Raw genomic sequence first — 23,455 nt, forward strand, 5'->3', positions numbered from 1 at the left:
CCGCTGTCTGATTCAACCGACCCTTAAATCCGTTCGCCGCCCTTGCCCACGAACGCTTTTTTTGTGCCTTTTTTATGACTTTTGGGGTGGCATACTTCGCGCGCCAGCTTCCGCTGACCAGGCATTCTTAAAGCTATAAATCCGGGAGGAGAAGCCGAAGATGAACAGTTTCGATACCGCAATCCAGATTTTCCTCACACAAATCGAACTCAGCTCCGTGCTTAACCACGCGATCAGGGTGATCGCGGGTCTTTATACATTCAAAGGTTTCGTCCTCGTACCCATTTTGTGGTGGATCTGGTTCCAGCCCAGTCAACGCACTGAATGGCAGCGTGAGATGGTCATCGCCACGATTGTGAGCGGCCTTCTGTCGCTCGCAACCGGAAGGCTCCTCGCTCATTACCTGCCGTTTCGGGTGCGGCCTATCTATAACCCCGACCTGCACCTGCACTTTCCAATGGCTTTTGTGCGCGAGTCCGTGCAGCGAACCTGGAGCTCCTTTCCGAGCGATCACGCGATGCTGTGGATGTCGGTCGCGACCGGCATTTTTCTCGTCTGGCGCCGTGTCGGCATACTCGCGCTGTTGTACGTCGCGATCTTCATATGCCTGCCGCGTGCGTATCTCGGCTTCCATTATCCAACGGACGTGCTTGCGGGGGCGGCGATCGGGATTGCTATCACCTGGGTCATGACACGCGACGCCGTCAGAACGCGTTATGCCGTGCCCATCCTCCGATCGATTCACAGGTTCCCCGGGCCCAGCTATATGTTGGCGTTTCTCCTTTGTTTTGAGCTGATCACCCAGTTCGACGACCTGCTCCAGCTCGCGCAGTCGGCCGCAAAAGCATTGTGATGACCCGGGACTGCGACAACACCACCGCTTCCTGCGCTGAGCGTGGCGCTCGCAACGCGCCGGGGAAAGGGATCCGCGTGCGCCACGTCTTTTGACGACGGTGTCGATTTCCGACATCCCGATTCGTTGTAGTGTCAGAGCCGCCCGTCGATTCTGAATCGTCTTCCGGGCCGTGCGGATCCCGCAACTCACTCAAGGAGAGACGAAAATGCGAGTCATGGTGATGGTGAAGGCGACGAGCCAGTCAGAGGCCGGCAAAATGCCGGGCACGGAGCTGCTTGCAGCAATGGGCAACTTCAATGAAGAACTCGTCAAGGCAGGTGTGCTGCTTGCCGGCGAGGGCCTGCACCCGAGCGCCCGCGGCAAACGGGTGCACTTCTCGGGCAGCCGGCGGACGGTGATCGATGGGCCGTTCACGGAGACCAAAGAACTCGTCGCCGGGTTCTGGCTGTGGCAGGTCAAGTCAATGGAGGAGGCAGTCGAGTGGGTCAGGCGCTGCCCTAACCCCATGGAAGGCGACTCCGAAATCGAAATCCGCCCGCTGTTCGAAGCCGCCGATTTCGGTGCAGAACTCACGCCCGAGTTGCGCGCCAGGGAAGAGCATCTGCGCGCCGAGGTCGAAGCCGCAGCGAACAGGCCTCGTTGACGCGAGATAGCTGGCTTGCTGACACTTCGTGGAAGCGGTTGTGGAAGCGATCACGGATACGAAGCTGGCTTCCAGCCCGGTGTGGGCGCCGGGCTGATCAGAGCCCTATTTCCTTTTGAACGCAGCGTGCCGTTCTGTGCGTTCGTTCGCAAACTGGCTGCTGAGCGACGCATCCAGATCTTTCCGTTCAACCTGGATACCGCACTTCGGGCATACGCTGCCCAGACCCACATCGTGACCACAGTGACGATGCGTGAAACGCACCGCGATCTCTTCGCTCTCGTCCTTGCACCAGGTTTCGCCCCACGCACGCAGCGCATGAATGACGGGATAAAACGACCGTCCCTTCTCCGTCAAACGATATTCATGGCGTAGTGGCTTCTCGCTATACGGATGACGCTCGATCATTCCATCTGCCTCGAGTGACTTCAGACGGGTTGCCACCATCTGCGGCGTCGCTTCCGTCTGAATCTGTATCTCTTCGAAGCGCGTTGCGCCCATGTACAACTCCCTGAGGACCAGGACGGTCCATCGATCACCCACGATATCCAGCGACCGCGCCACCGGGCATACCGTATCTGTCTTCTCCGCGACACGTACCACGACCGCTCTCCACGAGATAACTATTAATTTCATAGTAACACAACGCGCGCTGCACGTGCATACGCACATGCGGGCCATCGCCGCTTGACGGGACTCGCGCCATTCTGCCGACCATCACGACGAAATCGCCCTAAAACCGGCATCGTACTTGACACTATGTTTTTCATAGTTATATCCTCCACTCACGTTATGCGATGCGTGAGACGTCACGAATCGTCCGACAAAAGCAGCGCGCCTGCGGCCTGCGAAACGCAACCGGTTCGCCTGCACTTTCTGACTGGAGTACTGAAATGACTAACCCTGTGTATCGCGCGGAGCGCACCGGCCTGTTGCTGGTCGACCCGTATAACGACTTTCTCTCGAAGGGCGGCAAGGTGTTTCCGATGATCAAGGCCATCGCCGACGACGTCCGGCTGCTGGACAATCTCCGCGCCACGGTCGCCGCCGTGCGCGAGGCCGATATCCAGGTCTTCTACGTGCCGCATCGTCGCTGGCAACCCGGCGATTACGACAACTGGGATCATCCGAGTCCGACTCAACGTCTCGTTCAGCAACGTCACACCTTTGAAAAAGGAACGTGGGGCGGCGAATGGCATCCTGACTTCGTGCCGCAGGAAGGCGACATCGTCATCCAGGAACACTGGGGCGCAAGCGGCTTTGCCAACACCGATCTCGACTTCCAGCTGAAACAGCAAGGCATCACGCACGTGATCGTCGTCGGTCTGCTTGCCAATACATGCATTGAATCCACGAGCCGCTATGCCACGGAACTGGGTTATCACGTCACGCTCGTGCGCGATGCAACGGCCGCTTACACCAGGGAAATGATGCACGCCGCGCACGAACTGAACGGCCCGACCTTCGCTCACGAAATCCTGACGACGGCCGAGCTGATTGCCGCACTTCCTGAATCGCAGGGAGACAAATCGTGAAGCTCAACGGCAATCTGCTCATTGGCGCGCAGGAAGTGTCCGCCACCGCCGGCAGCATGAAGGCGCTGAATCCCGCGACGAATGTCGAGATCGAACCGTCCTTCGCGTTTGGCGGAATCGCAGAAGTTGACCGCGCAGCACAACTCGCCGACGACGCATTCGACAGCTATAACAACTCGAGCCTTGCCGGGCGCGCCGCGTTCCTTGAACGCATTGCCGCTGGACTCGACGCCATCACGCCGAACCTCGCGCAACGCGCGTCGCTCGAAACCGGCTTGCCCGTCGCACAACTCCAGGCGGAAGCCGCGAAGTCTGCGACCCAGTTTCGCCAGTTCGCGACCGTCGTCCGTCAAGGACGCTTCCGCCAGGCAACGATCGATCCCGCCCAGCCGGAGCGTCAACCGCGCCCGCGGATGGATCATCGCCTGCAGAAGATCGCGCTAGGTCCCGTCGCGATCTTTGGCGCAAGCAATTTCCCGATCTCGTATTCGGTTGCTGGTGGCGATACCGCGTCGGCGCTGGCCGCTGGCTGCCCCGTCATTCTGAAAGCGCACAACGCGCATCCCGGTGCGTCAGAACTGATGGGCCGTGTGATCCGGCAGGCCGTGGAAGATTCGGGCCTGCACGAAGGCGTGTTTTCTCTGGTCCGCGGTGGCGGCAATGAAATCGGCGAGGCGCTGGTCGATCATCCGCTGATCAAGGGTGTGACGTTCACAGGCTCGGAAGGCGGTGGGATGGCGTTATTCCGGCGTGCACAGCAACGTCCGGACCCGATCCCGGTCTTTACCGAAATGACGAGCGTCAATCCGACTTTCGTGCTTCCGGCTGCGCTGGCTGCGCGCGGCGCCGATATCGGCGATGGTTTCACCGAGCGCATGCTGGTTACCGTGGGTCAGGCCTGCCTGAAGCCCGCGATCCTGCTCGCTATCGATGGTCCTGGCTACACCGACCTGAAGCGGGCGATGATCGCCCGTGTCGAAGCGATGCAGGCTCGTACGATGCTGACACCCGGCATCTGCACGGCGTATCGCAAGAATGTAGAGCGGCAGCGCGACGCGGGTGCAGAACGCATCGCAGCGGGAGGCAGAGCGCAGGGTGCGTGGGACGGTCAATCGATTCTCTTCGAAGTCGAGGGAACACGCATGCTCGATGATCCGTCATTGTCGGACGAGGTATTCGGCCCGGCTGCACTACTGGTGCGTGTGAAGGACGTCGAGCAACTGATCGCCATCGCAAAGCAGTTCCGCGGACAACTCTCGGCAACGATGCAGATCGATCCGGCCGATCATGCGCTCGCTGCCCGCCTGTTGCCCGTTCTTGAGCGTCGCACGGGGCGCATCGTCGTCAATGCGTTCTCGCATCCGCAAGAGGTGTCATACGCAACGATTCACGGCGGCCCCTTTCCCGCGACGTCGGATAGCCGCTTCACTTCAGTTGGCATGAGTTCGATCGAGCGTTTCTTGCGGCCCGTGTGCTATCAGGGCTTCCCGGATGAACTGTTGCCTGAAGCGTTGAAGCATGACAATCCGCGCGGCATCTGGCGACTCACCGATGGCGAGCTCTCGAAAGCCTGATCCGGACTGACGATCAGGAGAAACAAGCCCGTGACCTGCGCGCCGCAAGGTCGCGGGCTTCTCCGCATCGAACACGCCCCACACACAGCCGCGTAGCAGGCCCACGCACGCGTGCGCAGAAGAAAAGCCGGTACCGCAACCGGGGACTTCCAGACCCGCATTTTGTTTCGTGGTGCGTCTGATCCGCCGGCAGATACATAACAATACACAGCGGCGTGCTCCTGACAAAACCCAGATACATCCGCGCGTTTCAATGTAGTCAACGCCAGACATCTTTCGCACTGTGCGTGGGAGCGGTGGAAAACGGATGCATCGCGCGTCCTCTTCGTACCGATCCGGCCCGTTTCTGTGACGTCACAGGCAGACCTTTGTTTGCGAAACCTTGAACCCTGGATGGAGTATGACCATGAAGCTCTTTCAATTGCTCGCTGTTACCGCCGTTCTCGCCACTCCCTTCGCTTCGTTCGCCCAGTCGAATGGACCTGTGACGCGCGAGAGCGTGCGCCAGGAACTCATCGAACTGCAGAAGGCCGGGTACAACCCAGCTAGCGATGAAACCCAATACCCGCGAAATATCGAAGCGGCCGAGGCACGCCTCCATGCTCAGGATTACGCCGCGGTGAATGCATATGGTTCAGCGACCGCCGGCACTACCGAGGCTGGCGCGCCGAAAGCCGTAGCGAGCATCGCCGGCCTCGATTCCGTGTACGCGCACCCCTGACTGCTGCCGCGTCCCGGCTCTCAGGCGCTCGAACATGAAGCGCTGCTTCATCTGCAGCGAGACAACCGTTTCGCCACGCTGTGCGAGACGCTCGCCGACCGCCTTGGTGACGCCGACGGCGTTGCAAAGGCAGGGACGTTGCTCTCGGGCTGGTCGACCGCGAGCTCATCGTCGGCATCGAGGAAGACTAAAGCGGGCGCGACATAACGCCGGCCCGTGTGAGAAGGCCGGCGCTTTTGCACGATTAACTCAAATCAGCGTATTTGAGGCTCCAGCTGAAGGTGCGGCTGGTGCCAACGCTCAGAGCAAAGGGATTTGTCTTGCAAGCGAAATTCGAATGCAACTGACCGATCGGGGTTGTTGACAACGGATTGGTTACGCCACCCGCCATGTCAAAGTTGGACAGCGCACAGTTGTCAAACCCGGTGGTGCCATAACTGGTCGCACTACTATTCGCATAAGTGACCGAGACGCCATCGCCGTTGGCTGTGGTGCTCTGGAAATCGGCAAACGAGGTGAAATCAGTCTCGATTGCGATATTTCCCGCGAGCGTTCCCGAACTCAACGTGTCAGTCCGCGTGATCGTGCCTTGAGCGAACGTCAACACCGTATGCGCTTGCAGGTCGATATCGGTCGTATACGTCGCATTCTTCACGGCTTGCCTGAACCTGGTCGTATCGAAGGAAACTACAACCTGCCCGTTACTTTCCTGCACACTCAGATTCTTGTAATACGTCACGGGAATGTACGTCTTCCCGTTGTACGAAACCTGAGGAATCAGTAATGCGTAGCCGAGATCCGTTGTTCCATAGGTCAACTTGTCGGAAACCGGTACGGGGTAATACGGCGTGTACGAGTTGTAGTCCGGTGCCTGACTCAGGTTCAGGTTGATGACGCGCTTTCCATCGCGCACGGTGATCAATGCTGCGCTATACGGGTGAGCGGTATCGCCAGGCACGTTGTACCAGGTGAGCGTGTAATGGGGCAACGCAGCCAGCCAGGTCTTGAAGTCAGTGTCGGCCATGGGAGCGTTTCCGCCGAAACCGAGCTTGTTCCACCAGGCATTCACGTACATGTACTGATGCAGGAGACTGAAGTTTTCACCCATCACACGAGGTTTGCCCCGATAGGAATCCGTTCCGCGACCCTTAACCCACATATTCACCGACGGGGTAGGCAATGTTGGGTCGTACCAGAATGTATCAAAGCGATAAGCCGACTTATAGATGAACGAATAGGCGATCTGCATTTCCTGTTGAGACAGCACGCCGGCGTTTGCCGCCGCGGTCAGGATTTCCACAAACGCCGAATCGCCGTATGGACCGATTGACCGGCCGTAGTTGAAGCCCTGCCCATCGGTATTCAGTTGAGGAAGTATGAGATCCACAGATTTCCTGAGGTATCCCTTCAACTCCGGCGTTAAGTTAGCCAGATTATCCATTTCGATGCTTCGCTCGACAACTTCGCCAATGAGCAAGGTGCTATAACGATCGAAACGCGCCTGATCATAGTAGGTAGTATGAGTGTTCGACGCTTCATCAGAAAATCCGCCAGAGGAGTCGTTCCTGATATGTTTCGTCAACGTGTAAAGCAGCGCATCTCGCGCACCCATCGTTGCCACAGCCGGATCGGTAGCGGAGGCGAAAGTCGGATTACTCCACCCAAGCTTTTGTCTCAGTCCGGCAATGCCGTAAGACACTGCATAGTAATTCTGGGCGGTGTTAAGCGACGCAATGTCGATCGGCACGCCGGCAGCAGGGCATGTATTCGTCTTTCCGCTTCCATCTGCGCCAAACATGTCACAGAACGTCAGGCGGTTTTGCAACGTCGCCAGCATGGCGTCGCTGAAAACTTCATTGAGCATACCGTGCGCCTTGAGATTATTGAGCGTAACCAGGTAGTAGTATTCGCCCCACGAAGTGTTTGCGTACAGATAATTGGTGCCGCTTGTCTGCGTTATCATCGCGGCCGTTATTTTTTGATATGTCGCAAGGTAATCCGCGTAATTCGGATCACCCCTCGTTTTCATATCGATCAGTATGTATGACAGGCCGAGGGCCAGCTTGCCGGGCAGGAATTTGTCCCCCGTGTTGGTATCGAGCACATGTACGGGACTGCCGTCGCCAAGATCCATGACCACCTGCGTGAAATCGGGCGATTTTTTAATAAGGTCGAATAGCGCTCTCATTTGCCCCATCATGGTAATGGGTACGCCTGCTCCCGCTGGGACGCTAGTGTCAGATGCTCCGTAGACTATCGCCTGCAGGGAATTGGCCGCCATCGCGGGTGGTGGCGGAGTCGTAGCCGTAGTCCCTGTTGAATTGCTACCTCCACACCCGCCGATAAAGAGTGCGGAAAGTGTACCGAACGCAATCGCAAGCGCGGATTTCTTTTGTCGATGCATTTTGTCTCCCTATTAAATTTAATTTGCGTCAAAGACGACAAGCTTCGTATCACCACCCTTCAAGCTCTTTCTTTGGGCGAAACATTCCTGCCATCGGGAAGGCTTAAATTTCCGCGCGTGCGCGACCGCCGTGCCCGCGAAGGCTCGAGGTTTTTATTACGGACTGCAAATTGTCTATGTCGCGGATGCCAGGATATGTGGGCTCATGTCAGAACAGTTTCGCGAAGGGTACGGTTCAACCACGTCGCGTCGCGCCATGGAGCCCCGCTCTCCCAATCCGGACTGTCTGTATCTCCCTGAACTTGTCCACGGCCCGGCATGCACCCGTCATCGAAAGAAAGTGTCCCCTTCTTAGGAAAACGTTTTCGTTAATTTAGACAACCGAGGCGGTAGGTGTCAATCGTTTTCCGGCGAGGGGGCATCAGTAGATACCCCGACACGCATGCAGACCGTCAGCTTAACCTTCCTTCCATAGCCATATGGAGGGACCGGCCAAATCGGGAAAACGTTATCCGCAATTACTGAGAATACAGCTCTTATGACTTGTAGCCGGCAGTCCTGGTGTTGTCCTGGCAAACAGGCAGTCTGGCGCCTTATGGCCCGCCTGCCGCCTTACCGGGTCACATACCGCGATCCGCTCAGTCCCCTGCACGCGGCTACATCAACCGGTAACGCTCCAGCTCCTCTAACAACGCATCGGCACTGACGAACCTGTATCCGCGAAGGCCGGCATCGATCGCACCCGCTACGTTGGCGTCCGTGTCGTCGATGAAAAGGGTTTCGTCCGCGCTGACACCGAGCTGTTCAAGACAGCCCAGATAGGCCCGAGCCGCCGGCTTCGCTGCGCCGAACGAAGCGGAGGCATAAACATGAGGGCCGAAGAGTTGCGCGACTGGCGGATTCAGAAAACCGATATGGTCGGTGACCAGACAGCAGTTGTTTGTCAGCACTGCAACCTTGTGGCGTTCGGCCACGCTTGCAGCGAGCGCAAGCACTTCCGCGTTGGGTGTGATCGACGCGCGGCGAGCGGCCAGCCAGTCGTCGCGGGTGATGTGGCAGCTGAGCAGATCGCCCAATGCGCCCAGATACTCGTCATCGCTGATCAGCCCTGCGTCAGCACGTGCTTCGAGACCCGATCCCCAGATGGCGTGACGCACAGTGTCAGGCGCCTGACCTGATACTGCCGACAGATGTTCGACGCGCGCGGAGCGGTCGTAGTGCGACAGTACGCCCTCCATGTCGAACAGGACTAGCGTGATGGATGCTGTCATGTTGTCGGCCCCGCGTTGAGAGCTTCCAGGAAATGACATCGCCTTCCGGCAATGCGCCTTCAGACGGCTGGAAGTGTCTATTGTGCCTTGACGAGCCGAAGTCCTTGCCCCAATCGTTGGGCTATCGAGCCGAAAGCGCCTCAGCAACGCTTTCAAACGCGTAACTGGCCACAGTCCCCATGCGTTTCCGGAACATCACAAGCGAGTGGGAGCACAGGAAAGTTGCCATTATTGGCTGGCAGCGCATTATGACTTTCCTTCTGGCCGCATTGTGTACGTGACCGACAGGAGTAATCTGGCTCTTTCACGCTCCCCAAACCCTGTGCGGCCGAAGCGTGAACGTCTAACGAAAACATCCGAAGGAGACCTGGATGGATGCTGCAAGGCATCAATGACAACGTGTCCGGCAAACGCGATCCTTGACTAGACTTGCAAGGGCGCGCCGCCCCTCGGTCTTGCGGCAGACACGATGCACCCACACACTGAAACACGGCCCCGTGACCCGACGCGTTGCGAACCAGTTACGAACGGCCTTTGATTGATCGAGCTGAAAAAGATAATGCGCCGAACTATTGCAACCGTATCGCTCAGTGGGACGCTGCCCGAAAAGCTCGAGGCCATTGCGGCCGCGCGCTTCGACGGGATCGAGCTCTTCGAAAACGACTTCGTCAACTACAAGGGCTCTGCTTCGGAAGTGCGGACGATGGTGGCCGATCTCGGGCTGACGATCGACCTGTATCAGCCGTTCCGGGATTTTGAAGGGATGCCGGAGGCACAGTTCCGGCGCAATCTCGAGCGAGCGGAGCGCAAGTTCGACCTGATGCAGGAACTGGATGTATCGATGATGCTGTGCTGCTCGAACACGTCGCCGCTCACCATCGACGACCCGGAACTCGCAGCGGCGCAGTTGCATGAACTGGCCGCGCGTGCTGCTGCGCGCAACCTGCGAGTCGGCTTCGAGGCGCTCGCGTGGGGACGCGCAACGAATCTTTACGGACACGCGTGGGACATCGTCCGGCGTGCCGATCATCCGCACCTTGGGCTTATCCTCGACAGCTTTCATACGCTGTCGCTGAAAGACGACCCAACCGGTATCGCCGGGATCCCGGGGCACAAGATTTTCTTCCTGCAGATGGCCGACGCACCGCTGCTGTCGATGGACGTGCTGCAATGGGCCCGGCACTACCGGTCGTTCCCTGGTCAGGGACAATTCGACATGGCGAACTTCCTTGAGCAGGTGCTGCTGGCGGGCTATACCGGGCCATTGTCGCTGGAGATCTTCAACGACGTTTTTCGCGAGACGCCCAACCGCCGCATTGCCGTCGACGCCATGCGCTCGCTGCTTTACCTCGAAAGCCAGGTGCGTCAGCGTCTCGAACAGCCTTCGCCGCCTGAGGGCAAGGTGGACAACGCGACGTTCGCCGAGCGAAGCCAGCGCGTGCTGCAACGTGTAGAACTGTACAGCCCGCCGCCGCTGCCGGATATCGCGGGACTCGCGTACATCGAGTTTGCCGCCGACGAAGCCTCGGCAGACGCGTTCGGCACACTGTTGCAGCAACTGGGCTTTCGTCGCGCGGGAAAACATCGCTCGAAAGCCGTCGTGCTGTACCGGCAGGGCGAGATCAATCTGATCCTCAACGCTCAGCCGAACTCGTTTGCGCGTCGCAGTTTTGAAGCGCATGGTCTGTCCGTATGCGCGATTGCCGTGCGCACCACGGACCCTGAACGCGCGGTGGGCCGTGCGACGGCGATGCATTCGAAACGTTACGACGGCCCTGTGGGACCGTCCGAGCAGCATGTGCCCGCAATCATTTCGCCGGGCGGCAGCCTGATCAGCTTCGTGTCTTCGGCGCTCGGGACGGACGGGCTGTATGAGGCCGATTTTGTACTCGACGACGAGCCCGATGGCACGGCGCGAGACACGGGTCTGGCACAGATCGATCATGTCGCACTCGGACTCGCGGTTGATCAGCTGGATACGTGGATTCTGTTCTCGCGCGCGGTGCTGGGTCTGGAGCCGGGCGAGAGCCTCGAACTGGCCGACCCGTTCGGTCTCGTTCGCAGCCGCGGCGTGGCGAATGCGGATCGCAGCATGCGCCTCGTGCTCAACGTTTCGCCCGGTCAGAGGACGCGCACTGCACGCACGGTGGCGGCCGGCGGCGGTGTAACGGTTCACCACATTGCATTGAACTGCCACGACATCTTCGACACCGTCACGCGTATGAGATCTAACGGCGTGCGCTTCGTGCCGATATCCGGAAACTACTACGACGATCTGCTCACGCGCATCGATCTTGATGAAGGCCTGCTGGCGCGGATGCGAAGTGCCGGGGTATTGTTCGATCGTTCGCCGGCTGGCGACTATCTCCACATCTACACCGAGAGCGTCAACGACGGCCTCTTCTTCGAAGTCGTGCAGCGTGTGAATGCCTATGATGGATACGGCGCCACCAACGCGCCAGCACGGATGGCTTCACAGGCTCAAAGCACCGATTGATGGCGTCGCCCGGCCCGGGACGCTTCGAAAAACGAAAATAACGTACGTTTAGTCTGCGGCGTGTGTGGCCTGGGCTTCGATCGAGGCCGTAGCGATCTAGACCCGGGTGCTACTGATGCCCACGATGCTGGTCCCTGTCGGCGTCCGCGAAATGCGACGCCGGGGTCCCCGAGCGTCGGCTTGATCGGGAGTCAGAACCCCGCAACAGCGTGGTCTTTCGCGTAGTAGTGGATTTCGAGCAGCATGCAGCCGTTTTCCGACTTGAACGGACCGTGAAATGCGCCAGGCGGTCGGCATGCATACGTGTTCGGGCCAAAAGACGCTCCACCGTTCCCATTCGCATCGTTGCCGACGGTCAGATTCCCCTGCACGAGATAGACCTCCTCCCAGTACTCGTGCACAAACGGTGCGGTGGTGTAGATCCCGGGCGCGAAACGAAGCAGTCGAGTTCTGCTGCCCGTAGCGGTCTCGGGGGAAAGTGATCCACAAAGAACTTTTTCCTCGATCCCTTCCGGATAGCCGGGAGGTACGCTCCAGCCTTCGTTCAAGTCCAGCGAGACAAACTCAAGATGAGGCTTCAGCATAACAATCTCCTATCAAAGAACTTTGGTTCGGTAATCCATTAAAGGTAATCAGGCAATCGGAACAAGCACGTCGGCAAGTGCATACTCTGCAATCAAGCGACGCCGAACCAGTTCCATTGTTCTTTCCAGCAATGCCATGGCGTGCTGGGGAAGACTGCACCCTACCCGGACACCGCGTTCCTGAATCGCTCTCAGGTTGCTTTCCTCCCGTGCCTGCTGGCACGAGAAGTACCGGAACTGGACTTCACGTCCGGCCCGTTTCAACGCTCGCTGCGCTCTCCAGGACATTGCGCTAAAGCTCGATTCCCGCACAATGAGAAAGCAAAGCGGTGTGCTATAGGCGAGCGGCAGATAGTGACCAAAGTATCGCGATAGTGCGGCGCCTGCCTCGCCATCCCCCGAGGACAGGACAGCATCGAGTTGTCCGCCTTCGAGCGCAGCAGGTAACCCGGCAAATGGCATCCGCACGGCGGTGCAGCCCATAGACGAAAACACTCGGCTGGACAACGAGTCGTACGTTCGAACCCGCATGGCGGCAAGGGTCGCCTCGCTATCGATTTCACATGAGCTCCACAGGCCTGTCGAGGGCATTGGCACGGCGGCTATCAGCCGAAAACCCTCCCGTTTCAGGCAATCTTCGAAGATGCGACGGTACCTCCGGGCATCCTGGTCCGAGTCGCTCCGCCCCGTTCCGCGGGGGATAGCGGCGAGCTCAAACTCGCTTGCGTGCCGAGACAGTGATGCGCCAAAGACAGCTCCGCCATCACAGTGAACATCCGAACCATCGCCAATCCCGCAGAGGCATTGCTTTACTTCGAAAAACAAATTAATCGTCAACTCATCTCCGACAGCCTCCCGAACCAGTGTGGCCAGAGCCGACATCGCCTCACCAGGCAAGGCTCCATTCGGGTACTCCGTTGCAAGTGTCAAGCGCATGTCTTTTCCTGTGTAGTGATGCAAGCAGCTTGCGTATCTGATATGCATTGCTAAGTTTAAGTGTTCCATACGCAAAAATCACTACCCCGATCCTCCATTGACAATATGGTATCCGAATGATAATCGAGACGAGAAAGAACCCAGGCGAGTGGCACAGGGCGGTTGGTGCCCATTGAATGAGGCACACCTATGCCACCCATAGGCAGGCCCCCGGAGCGGGACTGACGACCGCACGGGACAATCCGCCTCACGCCTCGATCGCCAAGACCTCGATCTCCCTGGAAAGCGACGAGATCAAGCATGCACGCCAGATGAATCACGCCTTAGCCGCGCGATAGATCGAAGCCCGCGCCGAGCTGGCCCTCCAGGCTAAGCGTGCGTTATTTTGCGTTTTCTGAAGCCCCGCTACAGCCCCTCCCGTCCCGCAGTTCAATCCTGCGACGACGTCACATCCTTTTCCGACGGCAGCAGGGAAGTATCCCAGCCGCCCCCAAGTGCCTCGATCAATTGAACGCTGCTGGTCATCTGTTGCACGCGAAGCGTGATCATTGACTGCTGGTCGGAAAACAGCGCGGTCTGTGCAACAAAAACGTTGAGATAGGTATCGACGCCCGTCCGGTAGCGAACCATCGCCAGATCGTAGTAGTGGCGTGCAGCGTCGACCACCTCCTTCTGCTGTTCGAGCTGGGTCGCGAGAATGCGCTGTGCGGCCAGGTAATCCTCCGTTTGCTGGAAAGCAGTCAGCACGGTCTGGCGGTAGGCAGCCACGGTCCCTTCGTATTGCGCCTTGTATTGCGCGACGGTCGCCGTGCGCAATCCGCCATCGAAGAGCGTCTCCGATACCGACGGACCCAGCGAGAAAAACCGCGCCGGCCAGGTGAACCAGTTCTGCAGCAAGGCACTCTGAAAGCCGCCTGAGAGCGAAAGGTTGACGGTCGGATAGAACGCCGCCGTCTCGACGCCGATCAACGCATTCGCCTGCGACATCGATCGCTCCGCCGCGGCAATGTCGGGACGTCGCTGGAGAAGTTCGGAGGGCACGCCCGCAGGAATCTCCGGCAGCGCCGTGGTGAGCGGCCGTGCCGGCATCGAGAACGATGACGCCGGTTCGCCGATCAGCAATGCAATAGCGTGTTCATACTGCGCGCGCGCCAGACGCAGATTGGTCGCCGACGCTTCTGCCGTTTTCAGATTCAAGCGGGCTTGCGCAACCGACTGCGCGCTGTCGATGCCGGTGCGGCCCAGCACCTCGGTCAAGGTCAGGCTTTGACGGTAAGCCTCGATGGTCTGCTCGTTCAGCGCGATTAGCTCGTCCTGACCGCGCAGTTGAAAGTAGTCTTGAGCAAGATTGGCCTGTTCGCTAAGCCTCTTGTTTGCCAGATCGGCGGCGCTGACCTGCGCCGCGCTGGCGAATTCCCTCACGGTGTTGCGGATGCGTCCCCATAGGTCCGGTTCCCACGACACGTCCAGCGGAAAGTTGAAGTCGTTGCTCGTGAACCGCGTACCGCGGCTCGGCACGCCGACGGCTGCAAAGGATGACCCGGACCGCGTGGCGGCAGGTTGAAGGGTGGCGGTTGGCGCGTAGCTGGCGCGCGCCTGACTCACCTGCGCACGCGCCGCCATGAAATTCTGGTACGCCTGCGCAATATTCTGGTTCGAGCTGTTGAGCCTGTCTTCCAGAGCATCCAGCTCGGGTTCCTGATAGATCTTCCACCACGCGCCCCGCTGCGCCGCGTCCTGCGGGCTGGCGGGCGCCCACGTGGTGCCGTCCGGTGCGACAGCAGGCGCCGCCTCCTTGAAGGACGCTGGCGTCGCAACGGATGGACGCACGTAGGCAGGGCCGACGGTACACCCCTGCTCCAGCGATAACGCGGCGAATAGCACCGCGCACGCCAGTGTGCGCAGTGGAGGACCGGCAAATAGAGCTGACTTCTGCATGGCTTTCTCGGCGAGATCTGATCAGGTTTGCACGGGTGAACCACCAGTCGGGTGGCGTCTGCGGCGGCGATTGAAACGCTGACGCATGCGGTCGAAATACAGATAGATCACGGGCGTCGTATAGAGCGTGAGTATCTGACTGAAGATCAGGCCGCCGACGATCGCGATCCCCAACGGTCGTCTCAACTCCGAGCCCGCACCGTGACCGAGCGCGAGCGGCAATGCACCAAGGGCCGCGGCAACTGTCGTCATCAGAATAGGCCTGAAGCGGAGCATGCAGGCTTCGAAGATCGATTCCTCGGTGCTCTTCCCCTCGACGCGTTCTGCCTGCAACGCAAAATCGATCATCAGAATTGCGTTCTTCTTGACGATCCCGATGAGCAGGAAGATGCCGATCAGGGATATCACGTCCAGTTCACTATGAAACAGGATCAGCGCAATCATGGCGCCCACGCTGGCGGATGGAAGCGTCGTCAGGATCGTGATCGGATGGATCAGGCTCTCATAAAGCACGCCCAGCACGATGTAGATCGTGAGGAGCGCCCCGAGGATCAGGAAAGGCTCGCTTGCCAGCGAGCTCTGAAACGCCTGCGCGGTGCCAGCAAACTGCGCGGTGATGTTCGCGGGCGTCCCAAGGCGCCGTTGCATCTGCGTAATGAGCGTGGTCGCCTGTCCGAGCGAGACGCCCGGTGCAAGATTGAACGCGATCGTGACCGAAGGAAAGAACGACGAGTGATTGACGGAAAGCGGTGAAGTCGACACCCGCATGGTCGAAAAAGCGCCGAGCGGCACCGCACCCGTGCCGGATGCGTGAACGTAAGTCGATTGCAATGTCGATGGCGAGCGCAGGAGCGCAGGGTTCGCCTGCATCACGACGTAATACTGGTTGAGCGACGTATAGATGGTCGACACCTGCGACTCGCCGAATTCGTAGTAGAGCGCGTTGTCGACCAGTTTCGGCGTAACGCCGAATCGTGCTGCCGTCGTCCGGTCGTAGTTGAGCAGGATCTGCAGACCGTTGTTCTGCTGGTCGGTTGTCACGTCCTTGATCTGCGGCATCTTCTGCATCGCGTGGTACAGCGCGGGAGCCCATTCGCTCAGCGCATCGACGGTATCGGCGGAAAGCTGATACTGGTATTGCGCATTGCTCTGTCTGCCGCCGACGCCGACGTCCTGCGCCGCCTGCAGAAACGTCGATGCCCCTGCGATCGCGCCCAGTTTCGAACGCAGCCGGTCGACCACCTCGGTCGAGGTCACGTCCCGTTCAGCGCGCGGCTTGAGCGTGATGAAAACAAATCCCGCGTTGCTCGCGCCGCCGCCCGGACCACCCTGCCCGCCGGTAAAACCGGCCGCGTTCTCAACGGCCGGGTCTTGTTTGATCACGCTCTGGATCGCCATGAGCGACCGGTTCATCGATTGAAACGACGCATCCTGTGCGCCCTGAAAGCCACCGAAAATCGTCCCTGTATCCTGCTGGGGAAAGAGCCCCTTCTGCACGATGCCGGCCAGAACGACGTTCAGCACCAGCGTGAGCACGAGGCTGAAAATCACCGAGCGGGGATGCCGGATCGCCCACCCGAGTGTGGTGCGGTACGCGGCCAGAATATTGTCGAAGCCGCGCTCGCTCCACTGATAGAGCTTGCCATGCTGTTCCTGCCTCGCGGGCTTGAGCAGGTATGCGCACATGGCGGGCGTCACCGTGAGCGAGATCACCATCGAAATGGCAACCGACGTCGCGAGCGTGAACGCGAATTCATGAAACAGGCGACCCGGGATGCCGCCCATGAACAGGATCGGCACGAATACGGCGATCAGCGACAGGCTCATCGCGATCACAGTAAACGCGACTTCCTGGGTGCCCTGGAAGGCCGCGCGCATCGTCGGCACACCGCGCTCGATCAGCCGCGTGATGTTCTCCATCACCACGATCGCATCGTCGACCACAAAACCCGTCGAAACCGTCAACGCCATCAGCGAAAGGTTATCGAGCGTGAAGCCCAGCAGATACATCACTGCGAAGGTGCCGATCAGCGAGATGGCGACGGCGACGCCAGGGATCAACGTCGCGCCCGGACTCCGCAGAAACACGAACACCACGCCGATGACCAGCAGAATCGACAGGCCGAGCGTGAGTTCGACATCGTTCACCGAAGACCGGATCGTCGTTGTCGTATCGAGCATGAGTTGCAGGTGATCGCTCGCGGGCATCGAGGCATGGATTGAAGGCATCGCCTGTTTGATGCGATCCACCGTCTCGATCACATTCGCGTTTGGCAGCCTGAACACGAGCAGGATGACCGAAGGTTTGCCGTTGACGTAGCCCGCCGATCGAAGCGTCTGCACCGAATCGTAGACATGCGCGACATCGCGCAGACGAACCACCTTGCCGTTGCTGGAGCCGACGACCAGCGGCGCGAAATCCTGCGCTCTGGAAATCTGGTCGTTTGCGGTGATCACCGTGGTCGTCAGGTCATCGCTGAACTGGCCCTTGGGACGGTTCGAGTTCTGCACTGACAGCGCCTTGGCGACATTCTGCGCGCCAATGCCATAGCTGTAGAGCTGGTTCGGATTCAGATCGACCCGCACGGCCGGCAATGAGCTTCCCACCACCTGAACCTGCCCGACGCCCTGTAACTGCGCGATCTTCTGCGAGATGATCGAAGACGCCAGATCGTAAAGCTTGCCGCGGTCGGTGGAATCCGAGGTCAGGCTCAACACCATCATCGGCGCGATGGCCGAATTGATCTTGCGGTACGTCGGATTGGACGGCAGGTTGGCCGGCAGGTCGGTGCGCGCGGCATTGATGGCAGCTTCGACGTCCCGCGCGGCACCGTCGACATCGCGGCTGAGATCGAACTGGAGCGTCACCGAAGTGACGCCCAGTGTGCTCGACGACGTCATCTGCGTCACGCCGGCAATGTGACCGAACTGGCGTTCGAGCGGCGTCGCGATCGACGACGCCATCACCTCGGGGCTCGCGCCCGGCAGCGTCGCGGCGACGGTGATCGTCGCAAAGTCGACCTGCGGAAGCGAAGCCACCGGCAATTGTTTGAACGCGATCAAGCCGGCGATCACGATCCCCATGGCCATCAGCGTCGTCGCTACCGGCCGCTTGATAAAAGGTGACGAGATGTTAATCACGTTTCATCGAGCGTTTGCGGCCCATCGGGCCGGGTGCTGCGCGGCCGGAAACGCTTCGCGAGCCCATCGAAGAAGACGTAGACGACGGGTGTCGTGTAAAGCGTCAGCACCTGGCTCAACAACAGCCCGCCGACCATCGCAATGCCGAGCGGGCGGCGCAGTTCCGCGCCGATGCCCGAGCCGAACGCGAGCGGCAAACCGGCAAAGAGCGCGCAGAATGTCGTCATCAGAATCGGCCGCAGGCGGAGTTGTGCGGCCTCGAAGGCAGCCTCGACCGGGTTCAGCCCGCGCGTGCGTTGGGCCTCCAGCGCGAAATCGACGAGCATGATGCCGTTCTTTTTCACAATGCCGATCAGCAGGATGATGCCGATCACCGCGATGACGCCGAGGTCCTCGTGGAACAGACGCAGCGCCAGTAATGCGCCCACGCCCGCGGAAGGCAGCGTGGAGAGAATGGTGACGGGATGGATAAAGCTTTCGTACAGAATGCCGAGAACGATGTAGACCGCGACGAGCGCGGCGAGGATCAGCAACGCCTCATTGGAGCCGATGTTTTCATACGCAGCTGCCGTGCCCTGAAAATCCGACTGGACGCTCGCAGGCATCTTCAAGTCACGCTGGGCCCGCTGGATAGCGGTGACAGCCTGTCCCAGCGATGCGCCCGGCGCCACGTTGAACGAGATCGTGACGACCGGAAACTGCCCCTGATGCGTGATCGTCAGCGGCGACGATCTGACGGTAAAGCGGCTGATTGCACTGAGCGGCACCGGCGTTGACTGCGACGTCGAACTCCCTGACGAGCCGCTCGACCCATTACCTGTGTTCTGGCTGTTCGAACCAGAATTCGCCCCTGACGATGACGAGCCTGAACCGGAACCTGAACCCGAACCCGAACCTGACGTGCGGGGTGCGAGCACCGTCATGGGTGTCGTCGCGGAAAGGTTCTGACTGGACGACGCAACGAGACTTGAAACCGTCCCGCTTGAACTCAGCGACGTGCGGCCGGACGTGCTCTGCGCTGCTGGCGCCGTGCTGGAGTTCGTGCTGCCCTGAATGTAGATGCGATTGAGCTGCGCCGGATTCTTTTGAAACTCCGGCAAGGCCTCCAGGATGACGTGATACTGGTTCGACTGCGTATACAGCGTGCTGACCTGGCGCTGGCCGAACGCGTCGTAGAGCGTCGAGTCGATCTGGTCCGGCGTGATATTAAAACGCGACGCGGTGGCCCGGTCGATAGTGAGATGGGTACTGATGCCGTTGTTCTGCTGGTCAGTCGTGACATCGATCAGTTCCGGGAGTGTCCTCAGCTTCTCCACGACGCGATCGGTCCACTGGTTCAGTTCCTGTGTGTCCGGATCTTCGAGCGTGTACTGATACTGCGTGCGGCTGACCCGGTCGTCCACGGTCAGATCCTGCACAGGTTGAAGGAAAAGCTGGACACCGGGCACGTCGCGCAGGCGTTTGCGAAGACGATCGATGACTTCGCTGGCGGTCAGGCCGCGCTCGTCGATCGGCTTCAGGTTGATCTGGATCCGGCCACTATTGAGCGTGGTGTTGATACCGTCCTGACCGATGAACGACGACAGGCTCGCGACGGCCGGATCCTTGAGTATTTCGCTTGCGAGTTGCTGCTGCCTGCGCGACATGGCGACGAACGAGGTCGACTCCGGCGCCTGCGAAATCGCCTGGACGATGCCGGTATCCTGCGGCGGGAAAAATCCTTTCGGAATCTCGATGTACTGGAATACGGTGAGAATCAGCGTGGCCAGCACCACGAGCAGCGTGACAGTCGAATGATTCAAGACCCAGCGCAGGCTGCGTCCGTAGGCCGCGATGATCCGGTCGAACCGTTGCTGCGTCCAGCGGTAGAAACGGTTCTGTTCGGCTTCAGGCGTGTAATGCAGGAGGCGCGAGCTCATCATCGGCGTCAGGGTCAGTGACACCACGCCGGAAATGAGCACGGTCACGCTCAAGGTGACCGCGAACTCCCGGAACAGCCGGCCGACGATGTCGCCCATGAACAGCAGCGGAATCAGGACGGCAATCAGCGAAATGGTCAACGACACGATCGTGAAGCCGATCTGACGCGCGCCTTCCAGCGCGGCTTCCATGGGCGCCATGCCCTTTTCCAGAAAGCGGGAAATGTTCTCGATCATCACGATCGCGTCGTCGACGACGAAGCCCGTGGCGATCGTGAACGCCATCATCGTGAGATTGTTGATGCTGTAGCCGAGCACATTCATCACCGCCAGCGTGCCGATCAGCGAAAGCGGTACCGCAACCGTGGGAATGATGGTCGCGGCCAGACTCCGCAGGAACAGGAACATCACCATCACCACGAGCGCGATGGTCAGCATGAGCTCGAACTGGACGTTCTTGATTGAAGCGCGGATCGTGGTCGTGCGATCCGTCAGGACCGTCACTTCGACCGCCGCTGGCAGCGTGGCCTTCAGCTTCGGCAGCAGTTGCTGGATTTCGTTGACGACCGCGATGGTATTGGCGCCCGGCTGTCGCTGGATATTGACGAGGATCGCCGGCGTTTCGTTTTTCCAGCCCGCCAGCTTCGCGTTTTCAATACCGTCCGTGATTTTCGCAACGTCGGTCAGCATCACGGGCGCGCCGTTCCTGTACGCCACGACGACTTCGCGAAAGCCTTTCGCCGCAAGGAGCTGGTCGTTGGCGTTGATCTGGAACGCCTGCGCGGGGCCGTCGAATGTGCCCTTCGCCATGTTGACCGTGGCGGTCGTCAGCGCCGATCGCAGGTCCTCGAGGTTCAGGCCGTATGAGGCAAGCGCAACCGGATTCGCCTGGATCCGTACGGCCGGTTTGTGGCCGCCGCTGATCGTCACGAGTCCGACGCCGCTGAGCTGCGAGATCTTCGGCGCAAGCCGCGTATCGACAAGGTCTTCAATCGCCGACAACGGTAATGCTTTAGACGTCAGCGCAAGCGTGATGACCGGCGCGTCGGCCGGATTCGATTTGCTGTAGACGGGAGGCGCGGGCAGATCCGTCGGTAAAAAGCTGGTGGCCGCGTTGATGGCGGCCTGCACTTCCTGCTCGGCGACATCGATATTCAGCGCGAGCGCGAACTGCAGAACGATGACCGAACTGCCGTCCGAACTCGTGGACGTCATCTGGGTGAGGCCCGCGACCTGACCGAACTGCCGCTCGAGCGGCGCCGTCACCGCCGAAGACATCACATCCGGACTGGCGCCCGGGTAGAACGTCTTGACCTGGATCGTCGGGTAATCGGCTTCGGGCAACGCCGATACCGGCAGACCCGGAAGCGCAGCGAGACCGATGACCAGAATGGCGATCATCAACAGCGCGGTCGCAACCGGCCGAATGATGAAGAGTCGCGACGGATTCATGACGGCTTGCCGGCCTGCGTGCCTGCGTCACTCGCGCCACTCGCGCCACTCGCACCACCCGCACCACCACTAGCCGGCGTTTTCCCGCCTGGCGCAGCCACGTTCTGGACCGTGACTCTGGAACCATCCTGAAGCTTGTCGAAACTGGAAATCGCCACGACCGTTCCCGCTTCGATTCCACTGACGGCCGCGACTTCGTTCTCCGTCGACAACTCGGAGACGTTTCGCATTTTTACGGTATTGCCAGCAAGCGCATAGACGAAAGCCTGTGTGCCGTTGTGCTGTAACGCCGCAGTGGGTACGAGCACCACATTGGTCAGGGTCTTGACCAGCAGGCGCGCGTTGACGAACTGGTTGGGATAGAGACTCAACCCGGCGTTGTCGAATTGCCCGCGAAAGCGGACCGTCCCGGTCGACGTGTCGATCTGGTTGTCGAGCGTCAGCAGCTTGCCGGTCGCGATCTTTGTCTGTTGCGAACGATCGAAGATATCGACCGGCAGCGAAGCACGCTGGGTGATTTCATCGTGAACCTGCGTGAGGTTATCTTCTGCGACGTTGAACACGACGGTAATCGGCTGCAACTGGGTGATCACGGCGATCGAAGACGCGTTACCCGAAAACACCACATTGCCCGGATCGACCAGACGCAGGCCGATGCGCCCTGAAATTGGCGACGTGATGTGGCAATAGCTCAACTGGACCTGGGCGTACCTGACCTGCCCTTCGTCGTTCTTCACGGTTCCCCGATTCTGTTCGACGATGAGTCGCTGGTCCTCGTAAGTCTGACGCGCGATCGCCTGCTGACCCGACGCTTCCTGATACCGCGCGAGATCCATTTCGGCCTGTCTGAGAACAGCGCGGTCATGCTGTAGCGTCCCTTCGGCCTGCTGCAGTTGCGCCTGGTAGCCGCGCGGATCGATGTCGATCAACGGGTCCCCGCGACGCACCATCTGCCCTTCCGTGTAATGCACGGCTTCTACGGTTCCGTTCACCTGGCTGTACACGTTGACCGTGGCGACAGGCGTCACCGTCCCGAGTGCCTCGACATACACGCCCATATCGCCGGGATGCGCGGTCGTTGTCCGGATTGAAACGGCCTGGGGTGCTTCCGCCTCTTCGTTGCCGCTCTTCGGTTTGCGGACCACGATCAACACCAGGATGATGGCGAATGCGATTGCCGCGCCGATCAAGACCCAATGACGTTTGCGCGCGGGCGGGCGCCCGTTGGGCGCGCCTCGCGCGGAAGCAGGCCCGAAATCCGTATGGCCGTTGCGCGCTTCTTCGGGTTCGTCCCCGGCCTGTTTCGGTTCATTCATGTTTTCTTGCGCCCTTCCTGGCTGACGGCACAGATGCCACACCGCGGGCAAAGAGGGCCGCGAAACCCTCCGCCATCCGCTCAATGTCCGCTGCTTTAGTCTGATGCAACTCGCGGTGCATGAAGGCCAACTGAAAGACGAAGCCCAGCAGCAACTCAGTCGCCACGTCGAGATCGAGCGCCGGGTCGATCATGCCGGCATCGACGTAGCGTGAGAAACGCTCCTTAAGGCTTCGCCGGACTTCCTGCCGGGTCGAGATGCGCTGGAAATCGGCCTGGAACGCGGGGTCCAGTAACACGCGCGAAAAAACGATACGGATCGTTTCAGAGCGTTCGGCAAGGGCAGCCATGCCGTGAGAGATCATCTCGCGCGCCTCGTCGATCATTGAGGAGCACAGTGGCCGTTCGAAAAACCGGTCCCGCTGCCCACTGCTCTCGCGCTTCAACACGGCTAGAAGCAGCCCTTCCTTGCCATTGAAGTAGCGCTGGATCAGCCCTTCGGAACAACCGGCCGCCTCCGCGATACCGCGTGTGGTGGCTTTCTCGAAGCCCCTTTCCGCGAAGGCAACGGCCGCAGCCGCGATCAGCTCTTCCTCAGTGGCCTGCCGGTCCCGCTGGCGTGCTCTTACCGGCGCTGGAGATGATTTCACATCATGTCCGTGTGTATGT

At 59.8% G+C, this 23,455-nt stretch carries 16 protein-coding genes; 6 read left to right on the top strand and 10 right to left on the bottom strand.

Translation table 11 applies throughout. The features are described 5' to 3' along the window. Positions 1-160: 160 nt before the first annotated feature. Both P3T21_RS09225 and P3T21_RS09230 read left to right on the top strand, forming a co-directional pair. Complete coding sequence (locus tag P3T21_RS09225; RefSeq protein ID WP_429255626.1) at positions 161-853, top strand: phosphatase PAP2 family protein; 693 nt, start codon at positions 161-163, stop codon at positions 851-853. Between the two features lie 208 nt (positions 854-1,061). Further along, positions 1,062-1,499 carry a YciI family protein gene (locus P3T21_RS09230; RefSeq protein WP_429255627.1) on the top strand — a complete coding sequence of 146 codons (438 nt, stop codon included), beginning with the start codon at positions 1,062-1,064 and terminating at the stop codon, positions 1,497-1,499. A 105-nt stretch (positions 1,500-1,604) separates the two neighbouring features. Here the strand turns inward: P3T21_RS09230 and P3T21_RS09235 are convergent, their stop codons facing one another. After that, on the bottom strand, positions 1,605-2,102 hold the full coding sequence (locus P3T21_RS09235; RefSeq protein WP_429255628.1) for a winged helix-turn-helix transcriptional regulator: 498 nt from the start codon (positions 2,100-2,102) through the stop codon (positions 1,605-1,607). A 290-nt stretch (positions 2,103-2,392) separates the two neighbouring features. Between P3T21_RS09235 and P3T21_RS09240 the strand changes: the two genes are divergently transcribed. The 3 genes from P3T21_RS09240 to P3T21_RS09250 all read left to right on the top strand — a co-directional run bounded on the left by P3T21_RS09240 (position 2,393) and on the right by P3T21_RS09250 (position 5,329). Then, positions 2,393-3,034, top strand: a complete 642-nt coding sequence (locus P3T21_RS09240; RefSeq protein ID WP_429255629.1) for an isochorismatase family cysteine hydrolase — start codon at positions 2,393-2,395, stop codon at positions 3,032-3,034. Beyond that, on the top strand, positions 3,031-4,608 hold the full coding sequence (locus tag P3T21_RS09245) for an aldehyde dehydrogenase (NADP(+)) (RefSeq protein ID WP_429255630.1): 1,578 nt from the start codon (positions 3,031-3,033) through the stop codon (positions 4,606-4,608). The genes P3T21_RS09240 and P3T21_RS09245 overlap by 4 nt, the downstream gene beginning before the upstream one ends. Positions 4,609-5,008: 400 nt before the next feature. Continuing rightward, positions 5,009-5,329: a DUF4148 domain-containing protein gene (locus tag P3T21_RS09250; RefSeq protein ID WP_429255631.1), complete on the top strand. Its 321-nt coding sequence runs from the start codon at positions 5,009-5,011 to the stop codon at positions 5,327-5,329. Positions 5,330-5,573: 244 nt separating this feature from the next. On the opposite strand, the gene P3T21_RS09255 is transcribed toward P3T21_RS09250, so the two are convergent. Continuing rightward, positions 5,574-7,733, bottom strand: coding sequence for a hypothetical protein (locus P3T21_RS09255; RefSeq protein WP_429255632.1), 2,160 nt, complete (start codon positions 7,731-7,733; stop codon positions 5,574-5,576). A gap of 656 nt (positions 7,734-8,389) precedes the next feature. Then, positions 8,390-9,004, bottom strand: a complete 615-nt coding sequence (locus tag P3T21_RS09260) for an HAD family hydrolase (protein ID WP_429255633.1) — start codon at positions 9,002-9,004, stop codon at positions 8,390-8,392. Positions 9,005-9,563: 559 nt separating this feature from the next. Between P3T21_RS09260 and P3T21_RS09265 the strand changes: the two genes are divergently transcribed. Then, entirely contained in the window at positions 9,564-11,501 is a 1,938-nt protein-coding gene (locus tag P3T21_RS09265; protein ID WP_429255634.1) for a bifunctional sugar phosphate isomerase/epimerase/4-hydroxyphenylpyruvate dioxygenase family protein, read from the top strand. A gap of 191 nt (positions 11,502-11,692) precedes the next feature. Here the strand turns inward: P3T21_RS09265 and P3T21_RS09270 are convergent, their stop codons facing one another. The 7 genes from P3T21_RS09270 to P3T21_RS09300 form a co-directional block, all read right to left on the bottom strand. Then, positions 11,693-12,085 carry a cupin domain-containing protein gene (locus tag P3T21_RS09270; RefSeq protein WP_429255635.1) on the bottom strand — a complete coding sequence of 131 codons (393 nt, stop codon included), beginning with the start codon at positions 12,083-12,085 and terminating at the stop codon, positions 11,693-11,695. A 48-nt stretch (positions 12,086-12,133) separates the two neighbouring features. Continuing rightward, a complete protein-coding gene (locus P3T21_RS09275; protein ID WP_429255636.1) occupies positions 12,134-13,021 on the bottom strand; it encodes a hypothetical protein in 888 nt (295 codons plus the stop codon). 429 nt (positions 13,022-13,450) lie between these two features. Next, on the bottom strand, positions 13,451-14,959 hold the full coding sequence (locus P3T21_RS09280) for an efflux transporter outer membrane subunit (RefSeq protein ID WP_429255637.1): 1,509 nt from the start codon (positions 14,957-14,959) through the stop codon (positions 13,451-13,453). A 21-nt stretch (positions 14,960-14,980) separates the two neighbouring features. Further along, complete coding sequence (locus P3T21_RS09285) at positions 14,981-18,097, bottom strand: efflux RND transporter permease subunit (protein WP_429255927.1); 3,117 nt, start codon at positions 18,095-18,097, stop codon at positions 14,981-14,983. Then, entirely contained in the window at positions 18,097-21,471 is a 3,375-nt protein-coding gene (locus tag P3T21_RS09290) for an efflux RND transporter permease subunit (protein ID WP_429255638.1), read from the bottom strand. Before P3T21_RS09290 ends, P3T21_RS09285 begins: the two co-directional genes overlap by 1 nt. Then, a complete protein-coding gene (locus P3T21_RS09295) occupies positions 21,468-22,787 on the bottom strand; it encodes an efflux RND transporter periplasmic adaptor subunit (RefSeq protein ID WP_429255639.1) in 1,320 nt (439 codons plus the stop codon). The genes P3T21_RS09290 and P3T21_RS09295 overlap by 4 nt, the downstream gene beginning before the upstream one ends. Continuing rightward, positions 22,780-23,436: a TetR/AcrR family transcriptional regulator gene (locus tag P3T21_RS09300; protein WP_429255640.1), complete on the bottom strand. Its 657-nt coding sequence runs from the start codon at positions 23,434-23,436 to the stop codon at positions 22,780-22,782. The genes P3T21_RS09295 and P3T21_RS09300 overlap by 8 nt, the downstream gene beginning before the upstream one ends. Between the last annotated feature and the right edge of the window lie 19 nt (positions 23,437-23,455).

Source organism: Paraburkholderia sp. GAS334 (genome assembly GCF_050436625.1).
Classification (GTDB): domain Bacteria; phylum Pseudomonadota; class Gammaproteobacteria; order Burkholderiales; family Burkholderiaceae; genus Paraburkholderia.

Bases quoted from the DNA above. Each gene is read 5' to 3' on its own strand.
- P3T21_RS09225 (WP_429255626.1), top strand. From the start codon at position 161: ATGAACAGTTTCGATACCGCAATCCAGATTTTCCTCACACAAATCGAA.
- P3T21_RS09230 (WP_429255627.1), top strand. From the start codon at position 1,062: ATGCGAGTCATGGTGATGGTGAAGGCGACGAGCCAGTCAGAGGCCGGC.
- P3T21_RS09240 (WP_429255629.1), top strand. From the start codon at position 2,393: ATGACTAACCCTGTGTATCGCGCGGAGCGCACCGGCCTGTTGCTGGTC.
- P3T21_RS09250 (WP_429255631.1), top strand. From the start codon at position 5,009: ATGACCATGAAGCTCTTTCAATTGCTCGCTGTTACCGCCGTTCTCGCC.
- P3T21_RS09255 (WP_429255632.1), bottom strand. From the start codon at position 7,733: ATGCATCGACAAAAGAAATCCGCGCTTGCGATTGCGTTCGGTACACTT.
- P3T21_RS09260 (WP_429255633.1), bottom strand. From the start codon at position 9,004: ATGACAGCATCCATCACGCTAGTCCTGTTCGACATGGAGGGCGTACTG.
- P3T21_RS09265 (WP_429255634.1), top strand. From the start codon at position 9,564: ATGCGCCGAACTATTGCAACCGTATCGCTCAGTGGGACGCTGCCCGAA.
- P3T21_RS09270 (WP_429255635.1), bottom strand. From the start codon at position 12,085: ATGCTGAAGCCTCATCTTGAGTTTGTCTCGCTGGACTTGAACGAAGGC.
- P3T21_RS09275 (WP_429255636.1), bottom strand. From the start codon at position 13,021: ATGCGCTTGACACTTGCAACGGAGTACCCGAATGGAGCCTTGCCTGGT.
- P3T21_RS09280 (WP_429255637.1), bottom strand. From the start codon at position 14,959: ATGCAGAAGTCAGCTCTATTTGCCGGTCCTCCACTGCGCACACTGGCG.
- P3T21_RS09290 (WP_429255638.1), bottom strand. From the start codon at position 21,471: ATGAATCCGTCGCGACTCTTCATCATTCGGCCGGTTGCGACCGCGCTG.
- P3T21_RS09295 (WP_429255639.1), bottom strand. From the start codon at position 22,787: ATGAATGAACCGAAACAGGCCGGGGACGAACCCGAAGAAGCGCGCAAC.